Source organism: Rhizobium anhuiense (assembly GCF_003985145.1).
Taxonomy (GTDB): domain Bacteria; phylum Pseudomonadota; class Alphaproteobacteria; order Rhizobiales; family Rhizobiaceae; genus Rhizobium; species Rhizobium anhuiense.
In genome coordinates this window covers 176519-193245 of record NZ_ML133528.1, presented here as the reverse complement: position 1 = coordinate 193245, position 16727 = coordinate 176519, and the positions used below count along the sequence as shown (strand labels likewise).

At 61.1% G+C, this 16727-nt stretch carries 18 protein-coding genes and 1 tRNA gene; 11 read left to right on the top strand and 8 right to left on the bottom strand.

The genetic code is table 11. From position 1 onward, the window contains the following. Positions 1-186: 186 nt before the first annotated feature. The 4 genes from yihA to rpmH form a co-directional block, all read right to left on the bottom strand. Entirely contained in the window at positions 187-840 is a 654-nt protein-coding gene (gene yihA / locus EEQ99_RS20865; protein WP_028755459.1) for a ribosome biogenesis GTP-binding protein YihA/YsxC, read from the bottom strand. 154 nt (positions 841-994) lie between these two features. Further along, on the bottom strand, positions 995-2788 hold the full coding sequence (yidC, locus tag EEQ99_RS20860) for a membrane protein insertase YidC (protein ID WP_047617137.1): 1794 nt from the start codon (positions 2786-2788) through the stop codon (positions 995-997). Beyond that, positions 2788-3189, bottom strand: a complete 402-nt coding sequence (gene rnpA / locus EEQ99_RS20855; protein WP_028755457.1) for a ribonuclease P protein component — start codon at positions 3187-3189, stop codon at positions 2788-2790. The genes yidC and rnpA overlap by 1 nt, the downstream gene beginning before the upstream one ends. A 21-nt stretch (positions 3190-3210) precedes the next feature. Further along, positions 3211-3345 carry a 50S ribosomal protein L34 gene (gene rpmH, locus EEQ99_RS20850; protein ID WP_008524438.1) on the bottom strand — a complete coding sequence of 45 codons (135 nt, stop codon included), beginning with the start codon at positions 3343-3345 and terminating at the stop codon, positions 3211-3213. A 417-nt stretch (positions 3346-3762) separates the two neighbouring features. On the opposite strand from rpmH, the gene EEQ99_RS20845 reads away from it, so the two are divergent. The 3 genes from EEQ99_RS20845 (at position 3763) to EEQ99_RS20835 (ending at position 7825) form a co-directional block, all read left to right on the top strand. After that, positions 3763-5760, top strand: a complete 1998-nt coding sequence (locus tag EEQ99_RS20845; RefSeq protein WP_127431027.1) for a methyl-accepting chemotaxis protein — start codon at positions 3763-3765, stop codon at positions 5758-5760. Positions 5761-6105: 345 nt separating this feature from the next. Continuing rightward, positions 6106-7626, top strand: a complete 1521-nt coding sequence (locus EEQ99_RS20840) for an ATP-binding protein (RefSeq protein WP_028755455.1) — start codon at positions 6106-6108, stop codon at positions 7624-7626. Positions 7627-7748: 122 nt separating this feature from the next. Beyond that, positions 7749-7825: transfer RNA gene (locus EEQ99_RS20835), tRNA-Arg, on the top strand. 330 nt (positions 7826-8155) lie between these two features. On the opposite strand, the gene EEQ99_RS20825 is transcribed toward EEQ99_RS20835, so the two are convergent. Beyond that, positions 8156-8677 (bottom strand): hypothetical protein, encoded by a 522-nt coding sequence (locus EEQ99_RS20825; protein WP_127431026.1) that lies wholly within the window; start codon positions 8675-8677, stop codon positions 8156-8158. Positions 8678-8878: 201 nt separating this feature from the next. Here EEQ99_RS20825 and EEQ99_RS20820 point away from each other — a divergent pair, with 201 nt between their 5' ends. Further along, entirely contained in the window at positions 8879-9061 is a 183-nt protein-coding gene (locus EEQ99_RS20820; protein ID WP_127431025.1) for a hypothetical protein, read from the top strand. An 11-nt stretch (positions 9062-9072) separates the two neighbouring features. Continuing rightward, positions 9073-9369, top strand: a complete 297-nt coding sequence (locus EEQ99_RS20815; RefSeq protein WP_127431024.1) for a eukaryotic translation initiation factor eIF-2-beta/eIF-5 family protein — start codon at positions 9073-9075, stop codon at positions 9367-9369. Positions 9370-9493: 124 nt separating this feature from the next. Here EEQ99_RS20815 and EEQ99_RS20810 read toward each other — a convergent pair whose 3' ends face one another. Further along, positions 9494-10978 carry a SecDF P1 head subdomain-containing protein gene (locus EEQ99_RS20810; protein WP_127431023.1) on the bottom strand — a complete coding sequence of 495 codons (1485 nt, stop codon included), beginning with the start codon at positions 10976-10978 and terminating at the stop codon, positions 9494-9496. Positions 10979-11211: 233 nt separating this feature from the next. Then, complete coding sequence (locus tag EEQ99_RS20805; protein WP_127431022.1) at positions 11212-11637, bottom strand: hypothetical protein; 426 nt, start codon at positions 11635-11637, stop codon at positions 11212-11214. Positions 11638-11917: 280 nt separating this feature from the next. Here EEQ99_RS20805 and EEQ99_RS20800 point away from each other — a divergent pair, with 280 nt between their 5' ends. Next, positions 11918-12505 carry a hypothetical protein gene (locus EEQ99_RS20800; RefSeq protein WP_127431021.1) on the top strand — a complete coding sequence of 196 codons (588 nt, stop codon included), beginning with the start codon at positions 11918-11920 and terminating at the stop codon, positions 12503-12505. A gap of 86 nt (positions 12506-12591) precedes the next feature. Here the strand turns inward: EEQ99_RS20800 and EEQ99_RS20795 are convergent, their stop codons facing one another. Further along, the gene (locus EEQ99_RS20795; protein ID WP_028755443.1) at positions 12592-13293 is read right to left on the bottom strand and encodes a class I SAM-dependent methyltransferase; all 702 of its coding nucleotides are present in this window, start codon (positions 13291-13293) and stop codon (positions 12592-12594) included. 228 nt (positions 13294-13521) lie between these two features. On the opposite strand from EEQ99_RS20795, the gene EEQ99_RS20790 reads away from it, so the two are divergent. The 5 genes from EEQ99_RS20790 to EEQ99_RS20770 all read left to right on the top strand — a co-directional run bounded on the left by EEQ99_RS20790 (position 13522) and on the right by EEQ99_RS20770 (position 16614). Beyond that, a complete protein-coding gene (locus EEQ99_RS20790; protein ID WP_127431020.1) occupies positions 13522-13842 on the top strand; it encodes a hypothetical protein in 321 nt (106 codons plus the stop codon). 191 nt (positions 13843-14033) lie between these two features. Then, entirely contained in the window at positions 14034-14405 is a 372-nt protein-coding gene (locus EEQ99_RS20785; RefSeq protein WP_127431019.1) for a cell surface protein, read from the top strand. Between the two features lie 154 nt (positions 14406-14559). Continuing rightward, on the top strand, positions 14560-14862 hold the full coding sequence (locus EEQ99_RS20780) for a hypothetical protein (RefSeq protein ID WP_127431018.1): 303 nt from the start codon (positions 14560-14562) through the stop codon (positions 14860-14862). A gap of 425 nt (positions 14863-15287) precedes the next feature. Further along, the gene (locus EEQ99_RS20775) at positions 15288-15959 is read left to right on the top strand and encodes a class I SAM-dependent methyltransferase (protein WP_127431017.1); all 672 of its coding nucleotides are present in this window, start codon (positions 15288-15290) and stop codon (positions 15957-15959) included. A gap of 19 nt (positions 15960-15978) precedes the next feature. After that, the gene (locus tag EEQ99_RS20770; RefSeq protein WP_127431016.1) at positions 15979-16614 is read left to right on the top strand and encodes a TetR family transcriptional regulator; all 636 of its coding nucleotides are present in this window, start codon (positions 15979-15981) and stop codon (positions 16612-16614) included. Positions 16615-16727 lie beyond the last annotated feature (113 nt).

The window sequence follows — 16727 nt, the reverse complement described above, 5'->3', positions numbered from 1 at the left end:
GTTCGTTCAGAGCGCGGTGCCAATCGCGCGATAACCAAGCCAGCAAGCAAAATTCGATGCTCGCTATCTAGCTCATCAAGCTTGCGTCGTCAACCGTTAGTTTTCCGATTGCGCTGTCTTCAACTTATGGGTGCCGCGGAGACCTTTACACCAAACAGGGCTCCGCGTCCGGGGCGCGTGCGCCTTCTACTTCCAGCGGGCGATGCCGACGGTTTCGCCAATCGCCTGGCGCAGATCGTCCAACCCATCGCCCTTTTCCGAGGAGGTGGAGAGCACGCCGGGATAGGCGGCCGGGCGCTTGCGGATCTTGTCGGCTGTTTCGGCCAGCAGCTTCGGCACGCCGGCCGCCTTGATCTTGTCGGTCTTGGTCAGCACGATCTGGTAGGAGACGGCAGCCTTGTCGAGCAGGTCAAGCACGTCGTCGTCATTCTTCTTGATGCCGTGGCGGCTGTCGATCAGCACGTAGACGCGCTTCAGCGTCGCGCGGCCGCGCAGATAATCGAAAACCAGCTTGGTCCACTTGTCGACCTGCTCCTTCGGCGCCTGCGCATAACCATAGCCCGGCATGTCGACGATCGCCATCGGCGGCAGGTCGCCGCCTTCGCCGGAATAGCCGTCGGGAACGAAATAGTTGAGTTCCTGCGTGCGTCCCGGCGTGTTCGAGGTGCGCGCCAGGCCCTTCTGGCCGACCAGTGCGTTGATCAGCGAGGATTTGCCGACATTCGAGCGCCCGGCGAAGGCCACCTCCAGCGGCCCTTCCGGCGGCAGGAAGTTCAGGGATGGCACGCCGCGGATGAAGATCCATGGGTGGCCGAAGAGCGGCTTTTCGGTGTCGGGCATGCGGGCTCTGCAATCTCTGGGTTGGGTGTCTTACCGGGCTTCATGGTTTTGCGGGCAGATGTCAAGCTTTAGAGGCGGCTTGCAGGGTCTTACCCTGCGTCCTTCTCCGACGCCCGGAAAAGAAAAGCCCCGCCGGAGCGGGGCTTGGCAGGCGTCATTTCGATGGCGCTTCTTTTCGTCGGAACAGGCCCTTCAGATTGTCGAAGAGTTCGACCTTGACGCCGTGGCGCCTCATGATCACCGACTGCTGCAGCACCGAGAGCGTGTTGTTCCAGGCCCAGTAGATGACGAGGCCGGCCGGGAAGCTTGCCAGCATGAACATGAACACCAGCGGCATCCAGTTGAAGATCATCGCCTGGGTCGGATCGGGCGGGGTCGGGTTCATGCGCATCTGCACGAACATGGTGATGCCCATGATCAGCGGCCAGACGCCGAGATGCAGCAAGGTCGGGGCCTCGAAGGGCAGCAGGCCGAACAGATTGACGATCGTCGTCGGATCGGGCGCCGAAAGATCCTTGATCCAGCCGAAGAAGGGCGCATGCCGCATCTCGATGGTGATGTAGATCACCTTGTAGAGCGAGAAGAAGATCGGGATCTGCAGCGCCACCGGCCAGCAGCCGGCGATCGGATTGATCTTCTCGTCCTTGTAGAGCTGCATCGTCGCCTGCTGCAGCCCCATGCGGTCGTCGGCGAATTTCGCCTTCAACTCCTCCATCTTCGGCTGCATGCGCTTCATGTTGGCCATCGAAGCATATTGCTTGCTGGCGAGCGGGAAGAACAGGAGCTTGACGACGATGGTGGTGCACAGGATCGCCACGCCGAAATTGCCGAAGTAGCGGAAGAAGAAGTCCATCAGCTTGAACATCGGCTTGGTGATGAAATAGAACCAGCCCCAGTCGATCAGACGGTCGAACTTCGGAATCGAGTAGCTCGCCTCATAGCCGTCGATGACGGGCACTTCCTTGGCGCCGGCAAAGACGAGGTTCTTCAGCTCGATCGATTGGCCCGGCGCAACGGTGAAGGCATCTTCCTTGTAGTCGGCCTGATAGCGCGGCTGACCGTCGGGAAAATGCGAGAAGCTTGCCTCATAGGGACTGGCCTGCGGCGGGACGATCGTCGCGGCCCAGTATTTGTCGGTGATGCCGAGCCAGCCGCCGGTGGATTTGGCCGGCTTCACGGCTTCCTTCTCGGCGGCGGTATATTTGGTTTCCACCAGGCCGTCATCGCCGATGACGCCGATGAAGCCTTCATGCAGGACGTAGACCGATGGCGTCGTCGGCTTGTTGTAGCGCGTGACGCGGCCGTAGGAATTCAGCGAAGCGGGCGCCTGGCCGGCATTCTGGATCTTGTCGGCGACGGTGAACATGTAGCGTTCATCGACGGAGATGGTGCGGGTGAAGGTCAGGCCCTTGTCGTTCGTATAGGTCAGCGTCACCGGCGTCTTTTCGGTGAGCTTGGCGCCCTCAGGTGCGGTCCAGAGCGTCGAGGGACCGGGAACGCTGCCCGTCGCATCGCTGCCGATATAGCCGAGTTCGGTGAAATAGCCGTCCTTGGTTTCGGCCGGGCTGAACAGCGTGATGATCGGGCTCGAGTCGTCGACGGTCTCGTGATAGCCCTTGAGCTTCAGATCGTCGAGGCGGGCGCCGGCAAGGTTGATCGAACCGGAAAGTGCCGGGGTATCGATGACAATGCGCGGCGACTTCTGCAGCGCTTGCTCGAGCGTCGCCGTCGCGGCCGCCTGGCTGGAAGGGGCCGCACCGCTCGGCTGGGCCGGCGCCTGACCGCTTGCTGCGGGCTGCTGCGCCTGCTCGGTCTGCTGCTGCGCCTTCTGGGCTTCCTGCGCCTTGCGCTGGGTCTCGATGCGCGGATTCATATAGAGAAACTGCCAGCCGAGGACGATCAGCACCGAGAGAGCGATCGCAATGAAGTAATTGCGGTTGTTTTCCATCATACGTTCCTGGGGCGTCCGTCTCCGGAGCGCCGGTGTTTCGGCCTGGTTTCCACGCGGGATTTCAGTTCCGCGGCCAATTCTTTGAAGGACGCCTGAAGCACGTCCCTGCGCGCGACAACCACATAGTCGTGTCCGGGCTGCATTGCAAACCCCGCATGAAGCCGCACCGCCTCTTTCAGGCGGCGGCGCATACGGTTCCGTTCGACCGCGTTGCCATGTTTTTTGGTGACTGTAAAACCGACACGGGCTTGGCTGTCGGGTTCCTTCCGGTCGAGGACTTCGAGAAGGAAGAGGCCGCCCCGGCGTTTTTCGCCCTCGCGCGCGGCAAGAAACTGCGGGCGGCTCTTCAGCCGCCCGACAGTGTGTTTCTTCTCACTGGTCGTCAATTCGCCCGCCATCTCTTACCGGGCAATCCGGCCTTAAGCCGAAAGACGCTTGCGGCCCTGCGCGCGGCGGGCAGCGATGACCTTGCGGCCACCCTTCGTGGACATGCGCGCACGGAAGCCGTGGCGACGCTTGCGAACAAGCTTGGATGGTTGGTAGGTACGCTTCATTTATTTGAATACCGCGGAGTGCGGCCCTTCTTGAATTTGCATAATGCAAGGAGCGTTGTTTTTCGAACGGGCGAGCCAAAAAGGCTGAGTGACCGGACGTGCGGCGGCTTATACGGATGAAGGCTTAGAAAGTCAATTATACCCGATAATTTCACTTTGCGCCGTCGGCCCGAAGTAATTTTCGCACTCTGGTGTTAAGAATTTCCGCTTGCTCCGAGCGGTTGTAATTTGGTGCCGCAAGCGATCGATAAGCCTGGTTTGCAGGGGGTTACGTCCCGCGACCGCGTCCAACAGGGATAATTTTCCCTCGGCATAATCGTAAATATTGGAAATCTAACTTTAATAAATGTCGCCGATATTCAGCGCATGGGCTGGAATTTGCTTTCCAGGCAGTGGCGTAGCTAGGAGGGCATTGCATTGAAGATCCGTGGCAAAATTAATCTGCTGGTGTGCGTGATGGGCGCGGTCGCGCTTCTGATCGGCGCAACGGCATTGTCCGCGATGCACGAATACAGTCGCAACCTGACGGCTTACGAACAGGCCGCCACCCGCGCCTATGCCGGCGAACGTCTCAACCGTTTCGTGACGGCGGTGGTGATGGAATCGCGCGGCATTTATGCCGCCAAGACGATCAAGGATACGCCGAATTTTGCCAAGGGCCTGCTGGCCGGCCTCGACGAGATCGACAAGGTCATCGCGGGCTGGGCGCCGCTCGTTCCCGAGGATGAGAAGGACAGTTTTGCCAAGCTTGTCGCCCGCGCTGCGGAATTCCGCACCTTCCGCGCGGAAACGGCCCGCCTCGGTACCGAGGTCGGCCCCGAGGCCGCCAGCCAACAGGGCAACAATGAGGCCAACCGCGCCAACCGCAAGGCGTTCCAGGCGGAAATCGACGCGGTCGTCGCCATCGACAAGGCCGCGCTGCAGACCGTCAACGCCGAGATCGAAAGCTTCCGCTCCTGGGTGCTGATGCTCGTCCTCAGCATCACCGGCATCGGCATTTCGGCCGGCATCGGCATGGGCTTCTACATCGGCACCAGCCATCTGAGCCGCCCGATCAAGCGCGTCACCCATGCGATCAAGGAGGTTGCCGACGGCAATTTCGAGGCCGAGGTTCCTTTCGCCGGACGCCAGGATGAAATCGGCGAGATGGCCGCAGCGGTCGCCGTCTTCAAGGCGAACGGCCTTGCCATCAAGCGCCTGAACGCTCAGGAGGCGGCGATGCGCGCCAAGAGCGACGACCTGCAGTCGAGCATGTCCGTCGTCGTGGCTGCGGCCGCGGCCGGCGATTTCGGCCACCGCATCGATAAGGACTACGAGGACGAGAACCTCAACCAGTTCGCCGGCAACATCAACACGCTGCTGGCGAGCGTCGATGCCGGCATCGGCGAGACCCGCCGCGTCATCGCAAGCCTTGCCGAAGGCGACCTCACCCAGACGATGCGCGGCAGCTTCCAGGGCGCCTTCGCCGAATTGCAGCAGAACGTCAACAATACCTTCGTCACCCTGCAGGCGACGATGCGCGAAGTGCGCGAGACGACGGAAGCGATGAACGGCAACACCGCCGAACTGCGCAATGCCAGCGACGACCTGTCGAAGCGCACCGAGCAGCAGGCGGCTGCCCTCGAACAGACTTCGGCCGCCCTCGATGAGATCACCGCTGTCGTCCAGAATTCCACCGAGCGGGCGCATGAAGCAACCATCATGGTGTCCGAAGCCAAGGAGAATGCCGGCCGCTCCGGCGTCGTCGTGCGCAATGCCGTCGAGGCCATGGGCCGCATCGAGCAGGCGTCGCGCGAAATCAGCCAGATCATCAACGTCATCGACGAGATCGCCTTCCAGACCAACCTGCTGGCGCTGAATGCCGGCGTCGAGGCCGCCCGCGCCGGCGAGGCCGGAAAGGGCTTCGCGGTGGTCGCCCAGGAAGTGCGCGAACTGGCCCAGCGTTCGGCAACCGCGGCCAAGGACATCAAGGCGCTGATCACCAAGTCGGGCGACGAGGTGCAGGTCGGCGTCAAGCTGGTGCAGGCGACCGGCGAGGCGCTCGCCGAAATCGGCACCCGCGTCATCGCCATCAACGACCATATCCATTCGATCGCGACAGCCGCGACCGAACAGTCGACCGGCCTCAAGGAAGTCAATACCGCCGTCAACCAGATGGACCAGGTAACCCAGCAGAATGCCGCGATGGTCGAAGAGACCTCCGCCGCCACGCACAGGCTGTCGGCCGAAGCCAATGGGCTGGTGAGCCTCATTGCCCGCTTCAAACTGTCGGACGGTGCGCCGGCGCCTGTGGCGCTCGTCCGCAACGAGCCGCACCGGCCGGTCGCCTCGCCTGCCCGCCGGGCGATCGCCAAGGTCACCCGCGCTTTCGGCGGCAACGCGGCGCCCGCCGAACAGAGCTGGGAAGAGTTCTAAGCTTTACTGATCACGCGCCTTTTAACGCCGCCTCCGGGCGGCGTTGGTTTTTTCTGCCCGGCCCGCGCCGGGCAAAGACCTCGCCCCAAACCTAACCTGTCGCACCGGCGCTTCCCACTTCGTCGTTTCACCCGCGGAAAGGCTGATATTTGCCGCGTGGGCGCCGCAAATTGGTCCCTCCCTCTTGTGGGCAAAGGTTGGGGAAGGGCCTTCCTTCTCCAAGCTGGACGCTTCTTTGTGACGACGTGACGCTGCTCGCAAAGATTTGAAAGCGGAGCATCTTGGTCTAATATAAAGCTCCAGCGGTAAGGGCGGCGCAAATGCTGCCGATCGGGCGAGACACGAATGCCGATGAAAGACCAGGGTGACAATCCTTCGGCGGAGACCCCTGCGGCCGGCGAGGCTGCGAGGGCGCCGTGCCCGTCTGCCCGCATGTTCGGCGGGCTCTCCGGCAAGCTGCTCTGGCTCACCGTCTTCTTCATCATGCTCGCCGAAATCCTGATCTTCTTCCCCTCGGTTGCCAGCATGCGCATACGCTGGCTGGAAGACAGGCTGAACACGGCCGCCGCCGCCGCCATCGTCATCGACGGGCTGCAGCCGGTCGAGCTGCCGCGAGCGCTGCAGAAGGAAACGCTGGAGGCAACCGGCACCAAGGCGATCGTGCTGCGAAAGGACGGCACCTCGCGGCTGCTGGCGACCACCGATATGCCGACCTCCGTCGATGAAGCCTATGATCTCACCGACGTGCCGCCAATGACGGCGATACGCGATGCGCTCGACACGCTGATCTTCGGCGGCAGCAGGATGATCCGCGTCTATGGCCCCGTCGGCGACACCAACACCGGCGTCGAGGTGGTGATGAGGGACAGGCAGTTGCGCACGGCGATGTTCGCCTATTCCCGCAACGTCCTCCTTCTGTCGGTGCTGATCTCCGTCTTCACCGCGACGCTGATCTTCTTTGCGATCAACCGCATCCTGATCGGCCCGATCCGCCGGCTGACCGGCAGCATGCAGCAATTCTCCTCCGATCCGGAAAACCCGGCCCATATCTATATCGGCGACGGCGGCCGCGACGAACTGGCGGTCGCCGGCCGCAACCTCACCTCGATGCAGATGGAGCTGCAGAAGACGCTGAAGCAGCAGAAGAACCTCGCCGCTCTCGGCCTTGCCGTCTCCAAGATCAATCACGACATGCGCAATATCCTGGCGTCGGCGCAGCTGATGTCGGACCGTCTCGTCGATGTCGACGATCCGATGGTCAAGAGCTTCGCCCCGAAGCTGCTGCGCACCATCGACCGCGCCGTCGGCTATACCACCGAGGTGCTGTCTTACGGCAAGGCGAGCGAATCGGCGCCGCGCCGTCGCCATATCCTGCTTTTGGAACTGACCCAGGAGGTCAAGGACATACTGGCGATCGATCCGCAGAGCGGCATCGAATTCGTCGAGCAGATCGGCGCCGAGCTCAAGGTCGATGCCGATGGTGAACAGCTCTTCCGCGTCATCCACAATCTCTGCCGCAACGCGCTGCAGGCGCTGACCGCGCCGGGCGAGGGCGCCCCGGGTACCTTGAGGCGCATCACCGTCGCCGCCCAGCGCGTCGGCAGCGTCGTCAGCATCACGGTCGACGATACCGGTCCGGGCATGCCGCTGAAGGCCCGCCAAAACCTCTTTGCCGCCTTCCGCGGTTCCGCCCGCTCCGGCGGCACGGGCCTCGGCCTCACCATCGCCCGCGAGCTGGTGCTGGCCCATGGCGGCACGATCGCGCTGGTGGAAAAGCCGACGGTCGGCACCCAGTTCCGCATCGAGATCCCCGATCGCCCGGTTTCGCTGGAGGATTACCGCAGCCGGACGCATTTGGAAAAGTGACCTCGCCCGGCAAGGCACAGCCGCGAACAGGCAAAGACGCGATTTTTTCAGAAATGCTCTTGCATTGTCCCGAAGGACGTTTTAGAGGATCGCCACGCAAGCGGCACCGCCGCATTTTGCACGCACCCGTAGCTCAGCTGGATAGAGCACCAGACTACGAATCTGGGGGTCAGGAGTTCGAATCTCTTCGGGTGCGCCATTCTTCCCAATTACTTAGCCCAGAGCCGCAGGCACCCAGTATGACTGGGTGCACACGGGCGGCATCATGTGCCAGAACCCTTGGCTTCATTCCTCCGGCTTCGATCGCAGCGTCGATGAACGCCTGCCGCGCCCCGGTCGGCCAGTCTTTGACCAACGCTCATGTTGCGGCCTGGGTCGCCTGAATAACCACCCACTGATCCGGGCCCTCAAGGGCGATTCATCCGCGTGGCGTGCGGCATGGCCGAGATGCTCTTCTCGATCAGCGAACTGGCGGTATGTGCATTTCGAAAGGGGGTTGGTGCCGCTGTTTTACGCGCTTATGCGCTTCTTAAAATTCCTGAACGAATTCACACGCCAGCAAGGTTTTGCCTGGCAGGGCGTTGCCTTGGCGGGCAATGATGGAGACCTTTCCGGGTCCGGCCATTCCCGGTTCCGGCTGCAGATCTGCCGGCAGCTCGCGCGAATAGCCCTTGGTGGATGTCCCCAGCAGGTCCGAGGTCTCGCGCTTCAAGCCGTATTTTGCGGCCAGATCGTCGGCGCGTTCACCTTCGACCAGTATTCCAACCGCGTTGCTTGCAAAGAAAACCTCGGTCGACTTAAAGCCGTCGCGGACTATCTGGTTCGGGAGTTTGTAGATCGCCGCACCCAGAGACGACGTGTCCGGCTTGGCCAAAGCTTCCACGACATCATAGATCTTCATTGCCGATGTCATCGTATAGGGTGGATTGCAAAGGGCTGCGTCAAAGAACTTGTCATTGGCCGACTCGGCCAGAACCTGTCCGGCCTGAAATGCCGCAAAAGCGACGCACACAGAGAAGGCGGCGGAGCGAATAAATTTGGCGTTGTGCATGGATCATTCCCGAGAAAGTGGCTGTAGCGGATTCGTGTGTTGCGAGTTCGAATGCCTAGGGGATTCGAAGCAACTATGCTACCCCAAGTTTAATCTCTGGGCTCCACTCTTCTCTTCCGTCTGGCCGTTCGCATGGGTAGGATGAGTGGCATCGGGCGTGGAGACGGAAATCGCAGCGCCGATCCAGAGGCAAGAGAGGCAATGATCGCAGCCTATATCGATGAAATCATCATGTTTTGCGCCGGCCTGTGGATGGCGTCCGTCGGCTTTGGTTATCTGCCCTTTCCCGGCAATCCGGCCAGCCGGCCGCCGGTGGTTCGTCACTTCAAGTGGATGGGTCCTTTGCTGCTCGTGATCGCCATCATTCTAGCCGCAGCCTCGTAGTCTCACCCGCAATGAACAATATGTTGGCCTGCCCGTCCTGCGGATTGGATGAAACCGAATCGATCGTCCATGGCGGTTCGTACATTCTTCGATGCGCCGCCTGCGGCGAAGCAATCGTCGCGACATCGTTCATGGCGATGCTCGACTCGGATCACCGGTGTTCGGCCTTTATCGATCCGGGTCCCGGAAAACACCCTGCGCCAGATATGCTCGTCGCCGATGGACCGCTCCGGCAGATCGCAACGGCAATCAGTGCTGCGGCGAGGGATGGAACTTTGATACGTCTGATCCCCGAAGCAAAGGATTGAAGCCCCGCGTCGTTCCCCCGTTCACTTTGCCATCGGCGATTGACCCGGCGGCTGAAGTGAGGGGCAGCTGACCAGGGCGCGGCCGATGATGCCGCCGGGAAGGCAGACTGCACAGGTGGCGCCTTCATGGGCGTAGCCGGACGACAATCTTGGCGCCGGGAGCCTTCAGCTGTTCCGCCAGCGCTTCCAAATCTTTCCGATCCGTTCCCGACAGAACAATGCGGCCATCCATGATCGGCTCCCTCATCCAGGGTTCCATGACGACATTGTCGTTGATCAGCATCTGCGTTTGTCGCCCCAATGCCGCCTGGGTGAAATCGCGGAATGCGGCAGCGCCTTCCGGGGTGAGCATGATATTCAGTCCGTGGTCGTAGGACACGGGGGACAGAGCTACCTCCGCACTCTTCACCGCAAGCGAGACAGGTGCGATTGCCTTGGCCCCGTCATCATCTGCGGCAGCGGCCATATCTTGTGATGCCGTTGGCGGCGCAGGAGGTGTCGAAAGCTCATCCAGGATGCCCGGCCCGGTCTTGGCCGATGGCAGCGGCTCGATGCCCAAATCAGGCGTCTGCAAGTCTTTTGCCGTCAGCACGGCAGGCAGCGGCAGCTTGGCCGGCATGTCCTCGCGTTGGATATGGGTGTATGTGCGAAACGTTGCGTCTCCCGTCGTAACGGTCACGATCTCCGACGCTTCGAGCGTCGAGCCATCGTTCAGGGACACCACGAGTTCGACGCTTCGGTTCTTGCTGGCGCGTTTGACGGAAGCCAGCTGATCGGCCGTCAGGCTCTTTGCCCGCTCGGCAAAGCTGCTCATCAAATTTGCGATCACCGGCTGCTGCGACTGGCTGAACGCTGCGGCATCGGCTTCCTCCGACAGCGAAAGGGTTGCCGTGCCTGCGGTTGCGTCGGTCGATTTCAGGGTCCAGGTCGAGGTCACCGGGACATTGACGCCGCCATAGTCCTCGTCTCGGGATGCCACCGAGGCCTGTCCCATTTCCATCGTCTCCGCCTGATAGGATTGCCCTGTGGCAAGCAGTTGCGCCTCCGGCACCAGGGCGGCAACAATCAGCAGAGGGTTCGCCTCTATCTTGGCGATGATGTCATAGCCCCCGCTTTCCCGTGCCGCGGAGCCGCCGGCTGCGGGAGCGCCGCCGGCGGCCATCTCCCGCATATGCGCCACGATCTGATCGGCATCGGAGAGAGTGCGCGGGTTGCCGTTCAGGTCGGTTTCGAATTCGAGCGTGGCGGTGCCATAGGCTGTGAGGGAAGTCCGATAGAGCAGGTTCATCTGATAACTATCGGCAAGGCCAGCGGTGCCTGCCGGCAAATCGGCGCTGAGGGACCAGCGGACCCGCATGCCGTCTTCATCCCGCGACGGCATCGTCATACGCCGGCGAAACGCGCCGCGCATCGTCATGGCCGAGGCGCCTGGCTTGTCGAACCAGAACGACATATCGGTCTCAGTTGCTTTTTGAACGTGGTAGCTGCGCTCGACGCCCGTCGCCGGCGCGTAGCCCGGGATCTCGATGCCGTCGGCGGACCATGCTGGATGGGAGAGTGTGAGGCACAGGAAAAACCAGACAAAACTCTTCCTGTACAATGACGTCATGCTGGCAAGGCCTCTGAACATTGAAGGTTGCGGCATCTTCCGGCTGCGGGTAGCGAGCATATTTGCCGATGAAGAGGATGGGTAGTACCCCTGTCGCAATAATCGTTTTGCGCGAAGCCGCTTCAGGTTTTCAACATCGAGATCGGGAGATTAAGGTTAACTTCTCAGCGGCCGCTCCGGTCTCTGCCCCAAGACAGCGAAGCGAAAGGCCCCCAAGACAGCGAATCGAAAAACTATTGCTCGTCCGGATGGTCTTTCATATAGGCTTCCCTTTCTTCCTTCCCGAACAAGGATGAGTAATAGCCGCTGCAAACCAGGTATGAGCACTCATCCGGGTTGCCCGTTTGCCATCCCGGCTGGCAGAGGACGACGCGACGGAATTTGGCGTTGCAAAGCCCGTGGTTTGCCAGGAGCCGCGGATCGTTTCCGAAATACGCGCTTATGGCGTCCTGGTGAGTCCATGCGGGAACGATTTTCCAATCAGCGGCGCCGCCCTCAGCGCTCACATTGCCGGTCGCACAGAACGACCAATTCGAGATCACGACCGGCTGATCGCAGGGAAAGGCCTGGACGGCGCTTGCCAGCAAGATCGAAAACAAGACCAGCAATCGCTTGCCGCAAACCACCACGCTCTTTTTTCCCATGCCGATCATTCGCATCGCGCTCCTACCCTTCGAGATTCAGCGCCCTGATCCTAGCAGACGCAACCGAACGATGTAAGATCGAAACTAAGAATATTTTCCTAGTTCATGGATCGTTCTTGCGCTAGGTTGCCGTGATTGCAACCATGGAATGCCGGATGTCGAGCAAATTTTTCCTTATCGGCGAGTTGGTCGCCGGGACGAGCCTGGGCCGTCGCCCGCTTTATGAACAGAATTCCCGGTCTCGCAGGGTGAGTAGATTGCCGAAGGATCGACCGGCAACGCGGGCGAGGGGCTGATGGTCAAATTCAACCCTCGCGACAAAAGCCGAACCAGTCAGGGAAAGACGCGGGCGATGGTGCGCAAGCATACTGCTCCGCCAAGCGGCACGGATAACGGGTGCCTTCGCTGGCAATGGTTCACCATTCAGTTGCTGGAATCTGCGGCCTTCACGACATTGAGCGCGAATGCCTGCCGCGCCTTTTTCCGCATCGTCATCGAGCACACGTCGCACGCCGCCTTGGAAAACGGCAAGCTTGTCGTGACCCATCCGCAGTTCGTTTCCTACGGCGTGACCGGCGAATATGTGGCCGATGCGCTCGATGAGCTGGAATATAAGGGGCTGATAAAAGTTCGCCGCGGCCGGGCGGGCAGCGGGGTCGCGCATCCCAACCGGTTCACGCTCACCTTTGTCGGTGATCATGAAGGCGCGCCGCCCACCGACGAGTGGAAGCGGTGCACGGCCGAAAGATGCCGGAAATGGTCCGAGACCGACCGCAAGATTGCCGCCGACAAACGCGGGCGCCTCGGCAGGAAGAAAAAAACGCCACTTCGGGATCCCGAAATTCCCCCACTTCGGGATTCCGAAATTCGCCGCGCTTCGTGAGGCGTCGGCATCAGGAAATATGGAATGATTTCAATAGTGCAGCCAATTTCGGGATTCCGCAGTGCTATATAGATTTTGGTGGGGAGTTACTGTCGAAGGCACTTGGCGACGATCAGGAACTCCGTCTCCCGTCCCCCGATCCTTCCGGCCGAAACTGCGCGCAGCAGAAGGCCGAAAGCCTCATAGAGCCAATAAAGCGGGGGAATTCTGTCCTTGAGCGCATGCACCTGGGTCGACACATATTCGCCGACGAAGACGATATCCATGCCGAGTTCCTTCAATGTCTGGGCAATCTCCGAATGGGATGCCTCGGCGGCGTGCTCGACGCGAAACGGCGCATAGCCCGGCTTCCCCGCGTTTTTCTGCCGCAGCACGTAGCGATAGAACAGGACATGGCTCCACCAGGGTGTGAGATCGGTGAAGATCCCCTTGGCGGAACTGAGGATCGGACCTTTGACGAACACCAGACCGCCGGGAGACAAGGTATCATGGGCTCTCAACAAGGCGGAGCGCGGGTTTTCCAAATGCTCGAGAACGTCCCAGAACACGCAGGCGTCGAAGCGGCGATCTCCATAGTCGATGGTTTGAGCATCGCCGAGGATCCTTTCCGCGGCGTCCTTGTTCTTCTCGAGCTGCTCCTTGGAGATGTCCAGGACCGTATATCGCGCGCCTTTTAGTGGGATATGCGTGCGAGAGCCGCCCCCAACCTCAAGGATATCCGTGTTGATCTTGCTGGAAAACGCTGATTGTGCATGTGACAGTGCGTCGTTTACCCACGGCGAAGCCATAATCTTCCTCCCCCGGAGAGATTAGTGTCTACTATTGTAAGTAAGCATCAATGTAATAATTTAGCAATATTTTAAACATATTCGGGGCGCCCGCCATTCTTGGCCCGCATGCCCGAAATAGACAAGCGGCGGCTTTTGTCTGAAAGGGTGATTTGCCTAGTTTCGCGCAACCTTCCTGATGTATCCGCAGCTCTGATGATCTCAGAGGCGCTTCGGCCGGAGGAATGCATGATGGTGGGAATTTTTCGGGCTCTGGCTGCCCTGGCGATGATGACGGCGCTTGCCGGCTGTGTCGACCATGCCAATGATCCCGTGCTCCTGGCAGTCGGCGTGCCGGTCAACCCGCCTTCTGTTGCGCACGGCATTTGCATGACCGACGGCAACGCTATGTATAACGAGGCGCGGAAGCAGTATCAGCTGCGCGCCCAGCTGACCGGTTATGCCGGGGCCGATGAACTTGAGGCGGAAACCACGGCGCGCGCCGCCGCCCATCGTCAATATGTCGCCTGCCTCTCCGGCCAGGGCTACCGGACATTATACGCGAATTGAGAACAGAGAATTCACGTTGCAGCCCGGCTGCTCTTTGAGCTCCTCTTCTGATCGCGACTTTTCACGTTTTTCGGCGATTTAGTCACGCCGGATCGCCTGCAATCACGAGTTTTGGAATTGCATGTGAGCCACGGAACTCCGCCGGTGGGGAAGGCATTCTCCCGAGATAAATCCAGTAAGGAGGGTTTATCATGAAAATGCTCAGACTTGCCCCTTCCACCGCCGCGCTCGCCACCCTTCTCGCCGTCGCCTCGATTGCATCAGTGCAGGCGGCTCCCGTCCAGACGGCTTTCCCGCCCGGTATTTCGGAGGTAAAAACGGTGCAATATAAACCACATGCCGGATCCTGGCATGGTTATCAGGGCTTCCGCACCGAACGCCCCGGCACCCGCCGCCATTCCGATGGCTATTGGTATCCGCTGGCCGCCTTCGGCGTCGAAGCCGGCACCACGGGCTCCATTATCCGCGAGCCGGTGAACAGGCCGGCAGCCCCGGAAATGTGCAACCCTAAGTTTTCTGGATCGATCGGCCCCGGCAGCATGCCGTGTGATAACGGCTATTGAGCCGGCACAGGAAAGAGGCGGCGACGAGCCGCCTTTTTCTTGCTCGGCGTGCCACTCACATATCCGTGACCTCTGTTTCGGCGCCGTAGTATGTGACAGATCGCCTTCCTAACTCCGGGGCGCAAATTCCCTGAATCCTCCCAAGGAGACGATGATGACCACCACGTTCAAGAACTGCCTGATGGCCGCTGCCTTCGGCGCAATGCTCGGCCTTTCCGCTTTCTCGGTCACGGCAGCTCCCCTCCAGTCGAGCGCGACGGAGCAGGGTGCAGCCACGCGTCCGGTTGCCGGCCAGGAAACCAGGGTTGAGCGCGACCGGCGCACGACCGGTTCGATCGGCGCGCGCGCCTCGGACACCACGGGCTCGACCCATTATATGATGAACCCGAAGAAGCCGTTGAACATGGATTGCAAGCTCGGCTTCAACCCGACGAGCAGTTCCAGTTGCAACTACTGAGGCCAGTGCGGTAGTCCTCCTGTTCGCGCTTGTGGCTGCCCCTCACCCCAACCCTCTCGCCGCTCGCGGGGCGAGGGGACGTGCCCCGCGAAAGGTTAGTGGGAACGGAGAGGTCGCGGCATGGTCCCTTCGCCCCGTTTGCGGGGGTCCGAAGGACGGGTCGAGACCCGTGGCTCGACCCCGGTCGGTGCCGGCAGGCGGATGAGGGGCGGGACCCCAGCCCACGACATGGCCTTCCGCAACGGTCACGCCCATATCTTGCATCAAATGCAAAAATGCAATAAGTACAGAATCAAACAATATTGGATGCCGGCGCTGCAATAAGCCGCATCGAAGAGCGATTGACCTGTCTGCCTTGGAATTGCCATGCTCGCCGCGATGGTCGCTTTTCATAATCAATCGAATTTCAGACAGGTGGGATAGTCATGACCGCAAAGGCCGCATGCTCCGATTTCCTGCATTTTTTCCGCTCCTGGATCAGCAATCCGCTTCGCGTCGCGGCCATCGCGCCGTCGGGCGATTCGCTGGCCAGGATCATGACCAGTGAAATTGCCGCACTCGACGGGCCGATCATCGAGCTCGGCCCGGGCACCGGCGTCTTCACCCGGGCGCTTTTGGCGCGCGGCGTCAGTGAGGCGGATCTGACGCTGATCGAATACGGTCCGGAGTTCATAAACTCTCTGCAGGCGCGTTTCCCCACGGCGCGTGTGTTGCAGATGGACGCGGCCCAGCTCGCTCATGCCGATATTTTCGACGGCGAACCGGTTGGCGCTGTCGTCAGCGGCCTGCCGCTGCTCTCCATGTCGCCGCGCAAGATCGCCTCGATCATGGCCGGCGCCTTCGCCTATATGCGGCCGGGCGGGGCGGTCTATCAATTTACCTACGGTCCGCGCTGCCCGGTGCCGCGGCCGATCCTCGACCGTCTCGGCCTGAAGGCGGTGCGCATCGGCGGCACGGTACGCAACCTGCCGCCGGCCTCCGTTTACAGGATTTCGCGCCGTAAGCCGCTGGAACTGTCGCGCGAGCGCTTCAGCTATCGCAACAGCGAGACCGAAATCGACGATGTCGCCGCTTTTTCCAACGAAACCGGCGGCTGAGCTGTGATGCCGGGCAGGAATGGCTGAGAGCAAGCGGACGGAGACAGGGGAGGGCCGGCGGGAACGCAAGCGGCGGCAGACGCGCGAGCGCATCGAAAACGCGGCGATGGCCCTCTTTCTCCAGCGCGGCTTCGACGCCACGACGATCGAAGACATCACCGAGGCGGCTGATGTCTCCAAGCGCAGTTTCTTCGACTATTTCCCCTCCAAGGAAGAGGTGGTTTTCGCCTGGCAGGATAGCTTTGCCGATCGGCTGATGGCGGAAATCGCCGCAAGGCCTGCAGAGGAATCCTCCGTCGAGGCGGTCGAGGCCGCGATCACCACAACCGTCATCGCTTCCGTCGACGAGCGTGGCCTGGCGCTCGGCGAACTCATCCGTTGCACGCCGGCGCTGAAAGCCCGCGACCAGCTGAAATACGCCAAGCTCGAACAGAAGCTCGCCGAGGCGCTGCTGCTGCGCAGGGGAAATGACTCGGAGCAGCGGTCGCGGATGCGCGTCCTGGCGGCAATCGTCATCGGCGCGCTGCGCGTCGGCGGCGAACTCTGGCAGCAGCGCCCGGCAGGCGCCTCGCCGCAGGATTTCGCGCATGAGATCTTCGCCGAGCTTTGGAAAATGCTGGCGGAGTTCGGCGACCAGGCGAAGACCAGGCTTTGACGTAGGGCGCCTCGCAGTCGCCTGTACGCGCTGCGCGTCCGTCCGACGGCAATGTTTTCATCGCCGTCACTGTTATCCCTGCAGTGCCATCCTATATGTGCAAGCGTCGCAGC